The sequence below is a fragment of the Microbispora sp. CA-102843 genome, from assembly GCF_050936215.1.
Lineage (GTDB): Bacteria > Actinomycetota > Actinomycetes > Streptosporangiales > Streptosporangiaceae > Microbispora.
In genome coordinates this window covers 8,503,262-8,517,786 of sequence record NZ_JBNJNF010000001.1, presented here as the reverse complement: position 1 = coordinate 8,517,786, position 14,525 = coordinate 8,503,262, and the positions used below count along the sequence as shown (strand labels likewise).

Here is a 14,525-nt window from a genome sequence, read left to right as displayed (position 1 = left end):
GCGGTGAAACGAGCTGTGCTCGATACCTACCCGCCAGTAGCCTCTTGCACCGCCGGAAGCGTGATGTGTACGGCGGTCCCTTGGCCGGGGGAGGAGACGATGCGGCACCGGCCGCCGTGCGCCTCCACGATGGCCTTCACGATCGACAGGCCGAGCCCCGCCCCGCCGGACAGATGGTCCTCCCCGCGTTGGAAGCGGTCGAAGGCGCGTTCCGCCTGCTCCGGGCTCATCCCCGGGCCGGTGTCGCGCACCTCGATCGTCACCGACTCAGGGGCGCGCAGCAGTCGTACGGTGGCCGGGGTGCCCTCGGGGGTGTGCGCCCGCACGTTGCCGAGCAGGTTGACGAGCACCTGGCGGACCCTGGCCTCGTCCACCGTCGCGACCAGGGAGGCTGGGGCCTCCACCGCCACGGGATGGGCGGGGTCGAGAGCGGCCGAGTCGGCGGCCACCTCGCGGGCCATCTCGGCCAGGTCGGTCTCGTCGAGTGCGAGGGCGGCGCCCCTGTCGAGCCGCGCGAGTTCCAGCATCTCGCCCACCAGGCGGCCCATGCGGTCGGCCTCGGCCTCGATCCGTCCCATGATCTTGGGAAGGTCCTCGGGCGGGATCGCCCCTGCCCGGTACAGCTCCGCGTACCCGGAGATGGTCGACAGCGGGGTGCGCAACTCGTGGGAGGCGTCGGTGGCGAACCGGCGGACGCGGTCCTCCGACGCCTGGCGGTCGCGGAAGGCGTCGGCGATCCGGTCGAGCATGAGGTTGATCGCGGCGCCGAGCCTGCCGACCTCCGACGGCCCCTCGGGCATCCGGGCCGACAGGTCGCCTCCCTCGGCCACGAGGTGCGCGGTCCGCGCCATCTTGCCGAGTGGCGCCAGGCCGCCGGCGATCAGCAGCCGGCCGCCCGCGGCCAGCAGCAACATCAACACCCCGCCGGTCGCCAGTTCGCTGATCAGGAGGTGGCGCACCGGATCGTCGACCGCGTCCAGGGGCACCGCGATGACCGTCAGCCGCAGACCGCTCGGCGACAGGGCCGCGGCCGCGAGCAGTTCGTGGCCGCCGCTCGGGTCGAGGTCGAAGGTGCGGCCCTGCGCGGCGTACGCCAGCAGCCTGTCCTTGCCCAGCGCCTCGGCCAGGCTGGGGACGGACTCGGCCTCGTCGGCGTCGCCGCCGACCAGATGCGCGTGTCCGGCTGACAGGTTGTAGACGGCGACGGCGTAGGTGGAGCCCGTCAGCGCCTGGTCGAGCGGGTCCCCCTCGACCACCCGGCGTGCCGCCGTGACGGTCGCCGCCACCACCTGCCCCTCCAGCCGCGTACGCAGGTGCCCGCGCAGGACGACGACACTGACCAGGGAGAACACGACGAGCAGGACAGCGCTCACCCCGAGCAGCCCGGCGAGCAGGCGCGTCCTGAGCGACATCACGGGTCCGTCACATGTCCTGAGGCGGGCGCAACGAGTATCCGATGCCGCGCTGGGTGTGGATCAGCGGCGGGCCGAGCGGGTCGAGCTTGCGGCGCAGGTAGGAGATGTAGGTCTCCAGCACCTGCGAGCTCCCGCCGTAGCCCCAGACCTCCTCGAGCAGGCGCCGCTTGGTGAGCACCAGGCCGGCGTTGGCCATCAGGAAGGCCAGCAGGCGGAACTCGGTCGGCGACAGCTCCACAGGGACGCCGCCGCGCCGCACCTCCCAGCGCGCCTCGTCGAGCTCCAGGTCGGCGACCCGCAGGATCGGCCCGTGCGCCCGCTCGGCCGCCTCCGGCACGGTCGTACGGCGCAGCACGGCGCGGATCCGCGCGACCAGGGCCTCGACGGAGAACGGCTTGGTGACGTAGTCGTCCCCGCCGAGGGTCAGCCCGCGTACGGTATCGGCGACCGCGTCGCGGGCGGTGAGGAAGATCACGGGAGGGTGCACGCCGTCGGCCCGGATCCGCCGGCACACCTCGAAGCCGTCGATGTCGGGCAGCATGACGTCGAGGACGACCAGGTCGGGCTGGTTCCTCAGCACCTCGCCGAGCGCCGCGGCCCCCGTGCCCACGGCCGTCACCCGGAAGCCGTGGAACCTGAGGGCGACTTCCACGATGTCCCGGATGTTTGGCTCGTCCTCGACGACGAGGATCCTGGTTTCACTCATGGGGGACCCATTGTGCAGGTAGGAGGCATTTATCGCACAATTCGGGTCTCCGCGGCCGCTCCGCGCAGCCCTCGCGCGTCAGCGCGTCAGCGTGTCAGTGCGGGACGCGGGCCACGCAGAACACGGTCTGGCCGAACGGCGGGCGGACGAACCGCTCGATGAGCCGGGTCAGCGGCACGACGGTCCGGTCGTAGATCTTGACGAGCCGGGGGTCGGGGTAGCCCACGCCGCCCCGCCGCACGGCCGCCCACCAGGCGATGCCGCCGAGGAAGTTGATCGGCTTGAGCACCTGGACGTCGAGGCCGGCGTCGGTGACCGTCTTGCGCAGCGTGGCGGGGGTGTAGCGGGTGACGTGCCCCACCTTGCGGTCGAAGTCCCCGTAGAGCTGCATGTAGCCGGGCACCCAGATGATGATCCGGCCGCCGGGAACGGTCACCCTGGCCAGCGACCGCAGCGCCTCGGCGTCCTCCTCGATGTGCTCGAGGACGTTCATCATCACGACGGTGTCGACCGGGTCGGCCAGGGGGATCTCGGTCGGCAGGCCGAACTGGAGCACCGACACGTCGTCGCGGGCGGCGAACCTGTCGCGCAGCTGCTCCACGCAGTAGGGATCGAAGTCGCTCACCACGAGCCTGTCCAGGCGCGGCAGGAACTGCTCGGCGAAGTGCCCGAGACCCGAACCGATCTCCAGCAGCGACCGCCCGACGTGCGGCGCGACCATGTCGAACTCGTATTGCCGGTAGTTCTTGGCCTCGTCGCCGCCGAGGTGGTTCTCCAGAGCCTCGTCCCCGGCCGCCGGCTGGACTACTCGGTCATACCCAGACATAGGATCCTCGATCTGCACGCTGACGGTCGTGGAAAGTGTAGTGCCCGCCCCATCGGCGGGTGCCCGCTTCGCCGGAGGGGCCGCTTCGGCGCCACGATTCTTCGGCGGCGCGGTTCTTCGGCAGCACGGTTCTTTGGCAGCACAGTTCTTGGGCAGCGCAGTTCCTTTCGGTCGTGCTGTGGACGGGATGCCCGCCTCCTCGTACGCTTCACCTTCGTCCGCCGTTCCCACCCGATACCCCCCAGATGGACGACGACGAGGCAGTGACCCGCGCCCTGGCCGGTGACCTTGACGCCTACGAGGTGCTGGTCACCCGATACAGCGCGGTCGCCCACCGTACGGCGAGCCTGCTCGGGGCGGCCGACGAGGCGGAGGACGTCGTCCAGGAGGCGTTCGTCAAGGCGTTCCGCCACCTCAAGGGCTTCCGCCGGGGCTCGTCCTTCCGCCCCTGGCTGCTGCGCATCGTGGCCAACGAGACCCACGACCTCACCCGGTCGCGCGGCCGCCGCTCCGACCTCGCCGTACGGCTGGGCCGCGAGCGGGAGCCGTACGGACCGGAGGATCCAGAGGGAGCGGCCGTGGACGCCGACGGCAGGACCCGCCTGCTGGAGGCCGTACGCGCGTTGCCCGAGGGGGAACGCGAAGCCGTGGTCTGCCGGTATTTCCTGCAGTTGTCCGAGGCGGAGACGGCCGAGGTCCTCGGCGTACGGCTCGGCACGGTGAAGTCGCGGACCTTCCGGGCCCTGCGGCACCTGCGGGAGGAGGTGGGCCGTGAGCACCTCGGATGACAGCGATCCGATCGCTCCGGAGGCCCTTGAGGCGCGGCTCAGGGCCCTCGGCGCGGACCTGGCCGTGCCCGCGCCGCCTCCCGCCGACGTGGCGCGTGCCGTACGTGCCCGCCTCGAGGACGACATGCCTCAGGAGGACAGGGCGCGGGACGACAGGGCGCGGGACGACAGGGCGCGGCGGCCGGATCGGCGGCGGGCCGCATGGCGGCCGTCGCCGCGGGTGGCGGCAGCGGTGGTGGCGGTGCTGGCGGCCGTGCTGCTCGGGGCCACCCCGCAGGGCCGGGCCGCGGTCGTGTCGGTGCTGCGCTTCGCGGGCGTCGAGATCCACGTCGGCGGCGCCGGGCCGCTGCCCACGGGAGTGCCGAGCCGGTTGCCCGGCGAGCGCCGGGTGACGCTGGAGGAGGCGCGCCGGACCGCACGCTTCCCCGTCGCCGTGCCGTCAGCACTCGGCGAACCGGCCGACGTCCGCCTCGCCGACGGTGGCCGGGTGGTGACACTCCTGTGGCCGGGCGTCCGGCTCGACGAGTTCGACGGCACGCTGGGCGTCGTCTGGCACAAGGAACTCGGAGAACCGTTCCCGGAGCAGGTGGGCGCCGTCGGCGGATGGTGGATCCCGCGGGCTCACGGCGTGTCGTACGTGCCGTCGGGCGGCGCTGGGCCGCGCGAGGAGCGGGTGGCCGGGCCGACGCTCATCTGGCAGCACGGACTGGTCGGGCTGCGGCTGGAGGGGCCGGACCGTGCAGAGGCCGTGCGGATCGCCTCCTCGGTCCGATGAACCGGAGACTCACTCGGGGGAGGCGAGCCAGGCGTCGATCTCGCTCAGCAGCTCCTTCTTGACCGCGTCGGGCGCCGTCGACGACCGGATCGACTGCCGGGCGAGTTCGGCGATCTCCGCGTCGGCGAAGCCGTAGACGTCCCTCGCGAGCTCGTACTGCGGCAGCAGCCGGGCGCCGAACAGCAGCGGGTCGTCGGCGCCGAGGGCGATCGGCACCCCGGCCTCGAACAACCGGCGCATCGGCACGTCCTCGGGCCGCTCCGCCACCCCGAGACCCACGTTGGACAGCGGGCACACCTCGCAGGTGACCTGCCGGTCGGCCAGCCGCTCCATCAGGCGGGGCGACTCGGCCGCGCGCACCCCGTGCCCGATCCGGTCGGCGCCCAGGTCGTCCAGGCACTCGGCGACGCTCGCCGCGCCCAGCAGCTCGCCGCCGTGCGGCACCGCGAGCAGCCCCGCGCGCCTGGCGATCCGGAAGGCGTGCTCGTAGTCCCTGGCCCGGCCGCGCCGCTCGTCGTTGGACAGGCCGAAGCCCACCACGCCTTTGCCCTCGTATCGCATCGCCAGGCGGGCCAGCGTCCTGGCGTCGAGCGTGTGCCGGGTGCGGTTGGCGGCCACGATCACCGCCATGCCGATCCCGGCCGCCCTGGCCGCCTTCTCCGTCGCGTCGAGGACGAGTTCGAGGGTCTCGGTCAGCCCGCCGAAACGCTGGGCGTATCCGGACGGGTCGACCTGGATCTCCAGCCAGCGCGACCCCTCCCGGGCCTCGTCCTCGGCGGCCTCACGCAGCAGCCGGTAGACGTCCTCGGGCCGGCGCAGCACCGACCGCGCGATGTCGTACAACCGCTGGAACCGGAACCAGCCGCGCTCGTCGGTCGCCCGCAGTTTCGGCGGCCAGTCCTCCACCAGCGCGTCGGGGAGGTGGACGCCCTGCTCCCGGGCGAGCTCGATGAGCGTCGTATGCCGCATCGAGCCGGTGAAGTGCAGGTGCAGATGTGCCTTGGGGAGCGTGTCTAGTGGACGTGCCATCTCCATATGTTGCCGCATGTCGCTCTCAACCCATAGCAGGGTTGGCGCGTTGGGGAGGGACGAAAGGGGAGCTCATGACCGAAGAAGACGAGGCGGCCTTCGACGAGTTCCTGGCCGCGCGCAGCACCGCCCTCCTGCGCACCGCGATCCTGGTCTGCGGCGCCTCGGCGTCCGACGCCGAGGACATGGTCCAGAACGCGCTGGAGAAGGTCTACCGGCACTGGCCACGCATCAGGCACGACAACCCCGAGGCGTACGCGCGCCGGGTCGTGGTGAACGGCGCGATCAGCAAGGCCAGGCGGCGCAAGGTGCTCCAGGAGATCACCTTCGCCCAGCCGCCGGAGACGCCCGTGGAGTCGCCCGACCTCGGCCTGCGGGACGTGCTCGTCACCGAACTCAGGAAGCTGCCGGCCCGGATGCGGGCCGTACTGGTCCTGCGCTACTGGGAGGACATGTCGGAGGCCGAGACCGCGGCGCTGCTCGGCTGCTCGGTCGGCACCGTCAAGAGCCAGGCCGCCCGCGGCCTGGCACGCGTGCGCGCACGCATGGAGAACCTGGAAGGAGTGTCCGCATGAACGTCGAAGAGGCGCTGAAGGATGCCATGGCCGCTCAGGTCGCCGGCGTGCACGCGTCGCCGTCGCTGGGCCAGGCCGTCCGGCGGCGCAGCCGCCGCCACGTCGTCAGGTTTCGTACGGCGGGCGCGGCCGTGCTCACGGCGGCGGTCGCCGTGAGCGTGCCCGTGGCGCTGACCGCCCGGCCCGACACCGCCCCGGTCGCCGGCAGCCTCGCCGGGACCGGCGCCACCGGCCCGGGAGCCCCGGCCGCGTCCGCCGTCGGCTCCGACGACACGGTCGCCACGCCGGAGGGGGTCGTTCCCGACGTGGTCGGGAAGAGCGCCGCGGAGGTCGACGCCCTCCTGAAGGAGGCCGGCTACGAGGTGAGGATCACGAAGGTCGTCACCGATGAGGCCCCGGCGGGGACGGTCTTCGCCCAGATGCCGCAGCCGGGGACCGCCGCTCCCGCCGGGGCTGCGGTCACGATCACGATCGCCACGACGGCAGCCCCGAGCCCGACGGCCACGACGGGTACGGAGGACCCGCAGATGCCCCAGGATCTCGGCGACCTGGGGGACGGCCGGATGCTCGGCGGCGTCCACGTCGGCTACCTGCCCGAGGGGCTCGAATGGGGCAAGTGGTCCGGCAAGGACGGGTTCGGCAAGCGGAGCTACACCACGAGCTGGGTGGAGCCCGGGCTGGAACCCGGCATGTACAGCGTCCAGATGATCGTCTACCGGAAGGACGCCGCGAGCGTGCTGGCCAAGCGCATGCAGGGCTACGCCGCGCAGGGCGCCAAGCCGGTCGAGGCCGGCGGCAGCAAGGCATACCTGGTCAGCCTGTCGGAGGGCGGTGACCGGATCCTGGACGGCGGCACCCGGACGATCGTGTGGACCCTCGCTCCCGGGGTCGGGGTCGAGGTCATGATCAGCCCTGACTACGCAGCCAAGCTCGGCGAGGCCGCGGCCGACAGGGAGCTCAAGAAGATCGTCGCCGGGGTCGCCCTCGGCAAGTGACACCGATCCCGTCCCGCGCCTCCGCGCCCGCTTCCGGGCCCGGAGGCGCCGGCCGTACCGGACCGGCCTGACCGCCGCGCTGGGTCATCTTTGTACTGCGCGCTGGGTCATCTTTGTACTGTCCCCTGGGTCGAATTGGTAGCGTGCCTGGGTGAGCCGCGATTCCTACATCCCCCGCATGGTGGATCCGATCATCGATGGGGTCTTCGGGACGCTGCCGGCGATCATGTTGGTCGGTCCACGGGCCACCGGGAAGACCACCACGGCACTTCGGCACGTCGAAACGGTGGTGCGGCTCGATCGGGACAGTGAGAACGCCGCCTTCCTCGCCGACCCGGACGCGGCCCTGCGCCCGCTCAAGGAGCCGGTCCTGCTGGACGAGTGGCAGGTCGTCCCCGAAGTGCTCGGATCGGTCAAGCGGGCGGTGGACGGCGACCACCGCCCAGGCCGCTTCATCCTCACCGGCTCCGTATGGTCGGACTTCGGCGGCCGGACATGGCCCGGCACGGGGAGAGTCGTCCGCATCGACATGATGGGGCTGGCGGTCAAGGAGGTCGAGCGCAGGACAGGGAGACCTCCTTTCGCCGACCTGCTCGCTCAGGGGCGGATGGAGGAGCTCGTCGCACCGGCGCAGCCACCCAACCTGGTGGACTACATCGACCTGGCGTTGCGCAGCGGCTTTCCCGAGGCGCAGCGGATGCCCGCTTCGGTGCGGGTGCGGTGGCTGGACAGCTACATCGAGCAGACCCTCACGCGGGACATCGAGACCCTCGACGGACGGCGCGATCCCGTACGCCTCCGGTCCTATTTGGAGGCGCTGGCTCTCAACACCGCGGGTGTGGTCACGGACAAGACGCTCTACGACGCGGCGGCGGTGAACGCCCGCACGGGAGAGGCGTACGAGCGCCTCCTTCGCGACCTCCTGATCGTCGACAAGGTTCCCGCCTGGTTCAGCAACCGGCTGAAGCGGCTGATCCGCGGGCCCAAGCGGTATCTCGTCGACCCGGCCCTGGTCGCGGCCCTGCTGCGGGTGGACGGACAGGCGGTCCTCCGTGACGGCGATCTGCTCGGCCGGTTGCTCGACACCTTCGTGGTCCAGCAACTACGCGCGGAGGTACCGGTGTGCGACAGCCGGCCCCGCATCTACCACCTGCGTCAGGACCAGGGACGGCACGAGATCGACGTCGTTCTGGAGCTCGGCATGGGACGAGTGATCGGGATCGAGGTCAAGGCGGCCGCCACCCCACGCCACGACGACGCGAAGCACCTGCGGTGGCTTCGGGACGAACTGGGCGACCGCTTCGTGGCCGGCGTCGTCCTGCACACCGGTCCGCACATCCACCAAATGGACGAGAAGATCGTCGCCGCTCCCATCTGCGTCCTCTGGTCCTGAACGCACCCCGTGCCAGCTCAAGGCCGTCCCGTGACGCCGGAGGCGTGCGAAAGTCGGCGACAGGCGTGCATTGCCTGGTCATCGGCATGACGAAGGCCCGGTCCCGCATGAGGGAAACCGGGCCTTCGTGCCGGGATCGCGAAGTCCTAGTGCGCCTCGGCCAGGAGCTTGGCCACCCGGCTGACGCCCTCGACCAGGTCGTCGTCGCCCAGCGCGTACGACAGGCGGAAGTAACCCGGGGTGCCGAACGCCTCGCCGGGCACCAGCGCGACCTCGGCCTCCTCAAGGATGAGCTCGGCCAGCTCGGCCGAGGTCTGCGGGCGCCTGCCGCGGATCTCCTTGCCCAGCAGCGCCTTGACCGACGGGTACGCGTAGAACGCGCCGAACGGCTCGGGGCAGACCACGCCGGGGATCTCGTTGAGCAGCCTGACCATGGTCTGGCGGCGCCGGTCGAACGCCGCGCGCATCTGGGCGACGGCCGACAGGTCGCCGGAGACGGCCGCGAGCGCGGCGGCCTGGGCCACGTTGGAGACGTTCGAGGTGGCGTGGGACTGCAGGTTCGTCGCCGCCTTGACCACGTCGGACGGGCCGATCAGCCAGCCCACCCGCCAGCCGGTCATCGCGTACGTCTTGGCCACGCCGTTCAGCACGACGACCCGGTCGCGCAGCTCGGGCACGGCGGTGGCGATGCTGGAGAACTTCGCCTCGCCGTAGACCAGGTGCTCGTAGATCTCGTCGGTCACGATCCACAGGCCCTTGTCCAGGGCCCAGCGGCCGATCTCCTCGACCTGGGCGGGGGAGTAGACGGCCCCCGTCGGGTTGGACGGCGAGACGAACAGCAGGACCTTGGTGCGGTCGGTCAGCTTCTCCTCGAGCTGCTCGACCGAGGCCAGGTAGCCGGTCGTCTCGTCGGTGACCACGTCGACCTGGACGCCGCCCGCGAGCTTGATCGCCTCCGGGTACGTCGTCCAGTAGGGCGCCACGACCAGGACCTCGTCACCGGGGTCGAGCAGCGTGGCGAACGCCTCGTAGACCGCCTGCTTGCCGCCGTTCGTCACCAGGACCTGCGCGGCCTCGACCTGGAACCCGCTGTCGCGCAACGTCTTGTCGGCGATCGCCTGCTTGAGCTCGGGCAGGCCCCCCGCCGGCGTGTACTTGTGGAACCTGGGGTTCCGGCACGCCTCGACGGCTGCCTCGACGATGTAGTCGGGCGTGGGGAAGTCGGGCTCGCCGGCGCCGAAGCCGATGACCGGGCGACCGGCCGCCTTCATCGCCTTGGCCTTGGCGTCCACGGCCAGAGTCGCGGACTCGGAGATCGCGGATATGCGTGCGGAGATGCGAGGACGGGTCATGCCTCCATCGTTCCAGACGCGCCGCGCGGTTTCGTCTCCATATCCAGGATGCGGACGGGTTCGCACGGTAGCTTTGAACCGCACAGGAACGGCACCCGGGCCGCCTCCGGGCGGTGCGGCGACCATGTGGTTCGACGGAGTGGTGAATCCCGCGTACACTTCACCGACTAGTGGGCCACGTGAACGCCACGAAGGACGCTTCGACGCGTTTCTCGGGTATCGTGGTGCACGGCTTAGGGCACTAGCGCAATTGGTAGCGCACCGGTCTCCAAAACCGGCGGTTGGGGGTTCGAGTCCCTCGTGCCCTGCGGAGTGCGGTCCGCGCAGCAATGGCGTGAAAGCGCGCCGCAACTGCGACGGACACGACGGATCAGGTGAGGACTGTGGCGATTGACACCCGCGGTGAGACCGCTGGCAAGCCAGGCAAGCCGACCAGTGAGAAGAAGGCAAAGCGCACCTCGCCCGCTCTGTTCTACCGGCAGGTCGTCGCCGAGCTGCGCAAGGTCATCTGGCCCCGGCGCAATGACCTGATCTCGTACACCGTAGTTGTCCTGGTCTTCGTAGTGATCATGGTTGGGCTCGTGTTCGGGATCGATACGCTGTTGGGTAAGGGCGTGCTCTGGCTCTTCGGCGGATCCTGATCCGGCCCGAGACGTCGTAGCACGTCAAGACACCAAGCGAAGAAGGAAGAGTCCCGTGTCCGAGTCCCCGATGCCGGCCGACCGCTCCCATGACGAGCATGACGAGTGGGGCACCGAGCAGGACGAGGCCGTAGCAGAGGTCGAGGAGACCACGGTCGCCGACGCAGAGGGCGGTGACGGCGGCGAAGACTCGGCCGAGGCCGCCGCGCAGGTCGACGAGGACGGTGACGTCCTCCCGGATGTCGACCCGGTCGAGGAATTCAAGCGTCAGCTTCGCGGCCAGTTCGGCGAGTGGTACGTCATCCACTCGTACGCCGGTTATGAGAACCGCGTGAAGCAGAACATCGAGAGCCGTATCGGGTCCCTCAACATGGAGGACTACATCTTCCAGGTCGAGGTGCCGACCCACACGATCACTGAGTTCAAGGGTGGCAAGAAGACTCCGATCAAGGAGCGCGTGCTTCCCGGTTACGTCCTGGTCCGGATGGACCTGAGCGACGAGTCCTGGGCCGCTGTGCGTAACACGCCCGGTGTGACCGGCTTCGTCGGCCTGTCCAACAAGCCGAGCCCGCTGAACCTCGACGAGGTCGCCAAGCTGCTCGCCCCGGAGCCTTCCGAGGAAGTCAAGAAGGCCACGACCAAGACGACCGCCGCGACCGTCGACTTCGAGGTCGGCGAGTCCGTCACGGTCATGGACGGGCCGTTCGCCACGCTGCCGGCCACGGTCAGCGAGATCAGCGCCGAGTCGCAGAAGCTCAAGGTCCTCGTCTCGATCTTCGGCCGAGAGACCCCGGTCGAGCTGTCGTTCAACCAGGTCTCGAAGATCTGACCGCCTCGCGTAGACTCGATAGCCGTCCTCACGCACGCCCTGCTTCGGCGTGCCTGTGAGGCTTTTGTAGGACAAAGGACCCGGAGAAGGACTAATGCCTCCAAAGAAGAAAGTCGCGGCACTGGTGAAGGTCCAGCTTCCCGCTGGACAGGCCACCCCCGCGCCGCCGGTCGGTACCGCGCTCGGTCCGCACGGCGTCAACATCATGGACTTCGTCAAGCAGTACAACGCGGCGACGGAGGCCCAGCGGGGCAACATCATCCCCGTCGAGATCACCATCTTCGAAGACCGCACCTTCACCTTCGTCACGAAGACGCCGCCGGCGCCGGAGCTGATCAAGAAGGCCGCCGGTCTGCAGAAGGGCAGCGCGAACCCGCACAAGGACAAGGTGGGCAAGCTGACCCGCGAGCAGCTTCGCCAGATCGCCGAGACCAAGATGCAGGACCTCAACGCGAACGACGTCGAGGCCGCCGAGAAGATCATCGCCGGCACCGCCCGCTCCATGGGCATCACCATCGCCGACTGACTCTCACCGGCACCCAACGCAGTGGGAGGGCCGACGCGCAGGCCCGGACCACGATCTCCACGAGGAGCATGAAGTGAAGCGCAGCAAGAGCTGGAAGAACGCGGCGGCCGAGGTCGACCGCGCGGCCCTGTACAGCCCGATCGACGGCGTACGGCTGGCCAAGAAGACCGCGACCACGAAGTTCGACGCGACCGTCGAGGTCGCCCTGCGGCTGGGTGTCGACCCGCGCAAGGCCGACCAGATGGTCCGCGGCACCGTCAACCTCCCGCACGGCACCGGCAAGACCGCCCGGGTCCTGGTCTTCGCGACCGGTGACCGTGCCGAGGAGGCTCGCGCGGCGGGCGCCGACATCGTCGGCTCCGACGAGCTGATCGACGAGGTGTCCAAGGGCCGTCTCGACTTCGACGCGGTCGTCGCCACCCCGGACATGATGGGCAAGGTCGGCCGTCTGGGCCGCGTGCTCGGCCCCCGCGGCCTCATGCCGAACCCGAAGACCGGCACCGTCACGCCCGCCGTGGCCAAGGCCGTCAGCGACATCAAGGGCGGAAAGATCGAGTTCCGGGTCGACCGGCACGCGAACCTGCACTTCATCATCGGCAAGGCGTCCTTCGACGACCGTCAGCTCGTGGAGAACTACGCCGCGGCGCTGGACGAGGTGCTGCGTCTCAAGCCGTCGGCGGCCAAGGGCCGTTACCTCAAGAAGGTCACCTTCACCACGTCCATGGGCCCGGGCATCCCGGTCGACCCGAACGTGACGCGGGCGATGACCGCCGAGATCGACGCCTGAGCCGTCACCCCGGCCGATACGACGACGGAAGCCCCCGCCCTTTCCAGGGCGGGGGCTTCCGCGCGTCTTCGGGTGATCAGACGGCGAATAAACTCGGCGCGTGACCGAAGAGCGCAGGGATTCCGTCGATCACATCCTTGACCAGTGGCGGAGCGAGCGGCCCGACCTGGACCTGTCGGCCATGGGGGTCTTCGGTCGCGTCGCCCAGGTGGCCCGGGTGGTCGAGGGCCGGGTCGAGGAGATCCTCAACCGGCACGGCCTGCGCTCGGGTGACTTCGACGTGCTGGCCGCGCTGCGCCGTTCCGGTCCGCCGTACACGCTGATCCCCTCCGAGCTGTCGGACATGGTGATGATGTCGCGTGCAGGCATGACCAGCCGGCTCGACCGGCTGGAGGCCGCCGGGCTGGTCGAGCGCAGCCTCGATCCGGCCGACCGGCGCAGCTTCAAGATCACGCTGTCGGAGAAGGGGCGCGAGGTCATCGACGCGACGCTCACCGACCACGCGGCGAACCTCGCCCGGCTCGCGTCGGGGCTGGCCACGGAGGACGCCGCGACGCTCGACCGGTTGCTGCGCGATCTCCTGGCCGCCCTCGCGTAGGCCGTACTCAGCCCCGGCTCTGCCGTACGCCGCGGCGCCAGACCTCGCGCAGGGCGCGCGTGGCGGTGATGTCGCGGGTCGGGTCGCCGTCCACCAGTAGCAGGTCCGCGCGCAGGCCCGGCGCGATCCGCCCCCGGTCGTGCAGCGTGAACAGCCGTGCGGGGACGGCGGTGGCCGCGGCGAGCGCCTCCTCACAGGTGAGGCCCGCCTCGGTGAGCAGCGCCAGTTCGCGGTGCATGCTCATGCCGTGCGGGGGAGCGAGGAAGTTGGCGTCGGTGCCCGCCACCACGGCCGCACCGGCGGCGTGCAGGGCCCGGGCCGCACCGAGGGCGTTGACGAGGCCCCGCGGGTGCACCGGGACCACCCCGGGGTCCCTGCGGGTGTTCCCGGCCGTCCCCTCCGGCAGGCGGGACGCGATGCGCTCGTCCGCGAAGACCTCCGCGCCGCCCTCGCCTCCGGTGATCACTTCGATGTAGCTGAGCGTGCTGACCACGAAGACGCCCTGCCCCGCGATGCGCGCGGCCAGTTCGGCCACGTACGGATCCTCGGGCCCGAGGTCGTGGAAGACGTGGGTGAGCGCGTCGACGCCCGCGTCGAGGGCGATGGCGGCCTCCCGGGCGGTCGCGATGTGCGCGACGGCCATGAGCCCCGCCGCGTGCCCGGCCTCGACCAGGGCGGCCACGACGCCGGGGGACAGGACGGGCAGGTCCAGCCCGGCGGTGGAGCCGTCGTCGATCACGATCTTCAGGTAGTCGGCGCCCTCGGCCAGTCGCGCGTCGACGAACGCCTCGGCCTCGCCCGCGTCCGCGATCGTGTCGAAGGGGCCCACGGCGTCGCCCAGGTGCTCCAGCCCGGGCCCCTCGACCGCCATGATCTGGCTGGGGTGCCCTCCCGGCGCGGTCGCGAGCACTCCCGAACTGCGCAGGTCGGCCACGTCGTCGCGGTCCGCCGCGAGCCGGCGCTGCCTGGCCAGGTTGGACGGCAGGCAGAACATGTCGAGTTCGGTGGTCACCCCGAAGGTCAGCGCCTGGGCAAGCATGCCGTCGGACACGTGCGTGTGGGCGTCGAGCAGTCCGGGGAGCAGCGTCCCGCCCGAGCCGTCGATCTCGGCGTCCGCCCGCCCCCCGTCCCACTCCGCGATCCGGTCGTCCTCGATCAGCACGTCCGTACGGGGGATGGTGCGCTCCCCGTCGAACACCCGCACGTCCTTGATCAGCGTACGCATGGCTCTCCTCCGCCATCGGCATCTGGTTTCGCCCCAGATAGTACGAGGGCTAATTATCAGAAGAC

The 14,525-nt window shown here is 70.7% G+C and carries 16 protein-coding genes and 1 tRNA gene; 11 read left to right on the top strand and 6 right to left on the bottom strand.

What is annotated here, in order from left to right; genetic code table 11:
* Nucleotides 1-26 precede the first annotated feature (26 nt).
* The 3 genes from ACQEVJ_RS39285 to ACQEVJ_RS39275 form a co-directional block, all read right to left on the bottom strand.
* Nucleotides 27-1,412 (bottom strand): sensor histidine kinase, encoded by a 1,386-nt coding sequence (locus ACQEVJ_RS39285; RefSeq protein ID WP_433109751.1) that lies wholly within the window; start codon nt 1,410-1,412, stop codon nt 27-29.
* Nucleotides 1,413-1,422: 10 nt separating this feature from the next.
* The gene (locus tag ACQEVJ_RS39280) at nt 1,423-2,121 is read right to left on the bottom strand and encodes a response regulator transcription factor (protein WP_433109750.1); all 699 of its coding nucleotides are present in this window, start codon (nt 2,119-2,121) and stop codon (nt 1,423-1,425) included.
* A gap of 94 nt (nt 2,122-2,215) precedes the next feature.
* Nucleotides 2,216-2,947 carry a class I SAM-dependent methyltransferase gene (locus ACQEVJ_RS39275; protein ID WP_433109749.1) on the bottom strand — a complete coding sequence of 244 codons (732 nt, stop codon included), beginning with the start codon at nt 2,945-2,947 and terminating at the stop codon, nt 2,216-2,218.
* A gap of 245 nt (nt 2,948-3,192) precedes the next feature.
* On the opposite strand from ACQEVJ_RS39275, the gene ACQEVJ_RS39270 reads away from it, so the two are divergent.
* Nucleotides 3,193-3,735, top strand: a complete 543-nt coding sequence (locus ACQEVJ_RS39270) for an RNA polymerase sigma factor (RefSeq protein ID WP_433109748.1) — start codon at nt 3,193-3,195, stop codon at nt 3,733-3,735.
* Nucleotides 3,719-4,510: a hypothetical protein gene (locus ACQEVJ_RS39265; protein WP_433109747.1), complete on the top strand. Its 792-nt coding sequence runs from the start codon at nt 3,719-3,721 to the stop codon at nt 4,508-4,510. The genes ACQEVJ_RS39270 and ACQEVJ_RS39265 overlap by 17 nt, the downstream gene beginning before the upstream one ends.
* Nucleotides 4,511-4,519: 9 nt before the next feature.
* Here ACQEVJ_RS39265 and ACQEVJ_RS39260 read toward each other — a convergent pair whose 3' ends face one another.
* A complete protein-coding gene (locus ACQEVJ_RS39260) occupies nt 4,520-5,539 on the bottom strand; it encodes an adenosine deaminase (protein WP_433109746.1) in 1,020 nt (339 codons plus the stop codon).
* Between the two features lie 74 nt (nt 5,540-5,613).
* Between ACQEVJ_RS39260 and ACQEVJ_RS39255 the strand changes: the two genes are divergently transcribed.
* The 3 genes from ACQEVJ_RS39255 to ACQEVJ_RS39245 all read left to right on the top strand — a co-directional run bounded on the left by ACQEVJ_RS39255 (nt 5,614) and on the right by ACQEVJ_RS39245 (nt 8,502).
* Nucleotides 5,614-6,114: a SigE family RNA polymerase sigma factor gene (locus tag ACQEVJ_RS39255; RefSeq protein ID WP_433109745.1), complete on the top strand. Its 501-nt coding sequence runs from the start codon at nt 5,614-5,616 to the stop codon at nt 6,112-6,114.
* The gene (locus ACQEVJ_RS39250; protein WP_433109744.1) at nt 6,111-7,109 is read left to right on the top strand and encodes a PASTA domain-containing protein; all 999 of its coding nucleotides are present in this window, start codon (nt 6,111-6,113) and stop codon (nt 7,107-7,109) included. Before ACQEVJ_RS39255 ends, ACQEVJ_RS39250 begins: the two co-directional genes overlap by 4 nt.
* Nucleotides 7,110-7,260: 151 nt before the next feature.
* Complete coding sequence (locus ACQEVJ_RS39245) at nt 7,261-8,502, top strand: ATP-binding protein (RefSeq protein ID WP_433109743.1); 1,242 nt, start codon at nt 7,261-7,263, stop codon at nt 8,500-8,502.
* Between the two features lie 146 nt (nt 8,503-8,648).
* On the opposite strand, the gene ACQEVJ_RS39240 is transcribed toward ACQEVJ_RS39245, so the two are convergent.
* Complete coding sequence (locus ACQEVJ_RS39240; RefSeq protein WP_433109742.1) at nt 8,649-9,854, bottom strand: pyridoxal phosphate-dependent aminotransferase; 1,206 nt, start codon at nt 9,852-9,854, stop codon at nt 8,649-8,651.
* 235 nt (nt 9,855-10,089) lie between these two features.
* Here ACQEVJ_RS39240 and ACQEVJ_RS39235 point away from each other — a divergent pair.
* From ACQEVJ_RS39235 to ACQEVJ_RS39210, 6 genes are all read left to right on the top strand, one after another.
* Nucleotides 10,090-10,162, top strand: a tRNA-Trp gene (locus ACQEVJ_RS39235).
* A 75-nt stretch (nt 10,163-10,237) separates the two neighbouring features.
* Nucleotides 10,238-10,495: a preprotein translocase subunit SecE gene (gene secE, locus ACQEVJ_RS39230; protein WP_433109741.1), complete on the top strand. Its 258-nt coding sequence runs from the start codon at nt 10,238-10,240 to the stop codon at nt 10,493-10,495.
* 55 nt (nt 10,496-10,550) lie between these two features.
* Nucleotides 10,551-11,324, top strand: coding sequence for a transcription termination/antitermination protein NusG (gene nusG / locus ACQEVJ_RS39225; protein WP_433109740.1), 774 nt, complete (start codon nt 10,551-10,553; stop codon nt 11,322-11,324).
* 94 nt (nt 11,325-11,418) lie between these two features.
* On the top strand, nt 11,419-11,850 hold the full coding sequence (gene rplK, locus ACQEVJ_RS39220) for a 50S ribosomal protein L11 (RefSeq protein WP_193207638.1): 432 nt from the start codon (nt 11,419-11,421) through the stop codon (nt 11,848-11,850).
* A 73-nt stretch (nt 11,851-11,923) separates the two neighbouring features.
* Nucleotides 11,924-12,637, top strand: a complete 714-nt coding sequence (gene rplA, locus ACQEVJ_RS39215) for a 50S ribosomal protein L1 (RefSeq protein WP_433109739.1) — start codon at nt 11,924-11,926, stop codon at nt 12,635-12,637.
* A gap of 100 nt (nt 12,638-12,737) precedes the next feature.
* Nucleotides 12,738-13,235 (top strand): MarR family winged helix-turn-helix transcriptional regulator, encoded by a 498-nt coding sequence (locus ACQEVJ_RS39210; RefSeq protein WP_433109738.1) that lies wholly within the window; start codon nt 12,738-12,740, stop codon nt 13,233-13,235.
* A 7-nt stretch (nt 13,236-13,242) separates the two neighbouring features.
* On the opposite strand, the gene ACQEVJ_RS39205 is transcribed toward ACQEVJ_RS39210, so the two are convergent.
* Entirely contained in the window at nt 13,243-14,460 is a 1,218-nt protein-coding gene (locus tag ACQEVJ_RS39205; protein ID WP_433109737.1) for an amidohydrolase family protein, read from the bottom strand.
* Between the last annotated feature and the right edge of the window lie 65 nt (nt 14,461-14,525).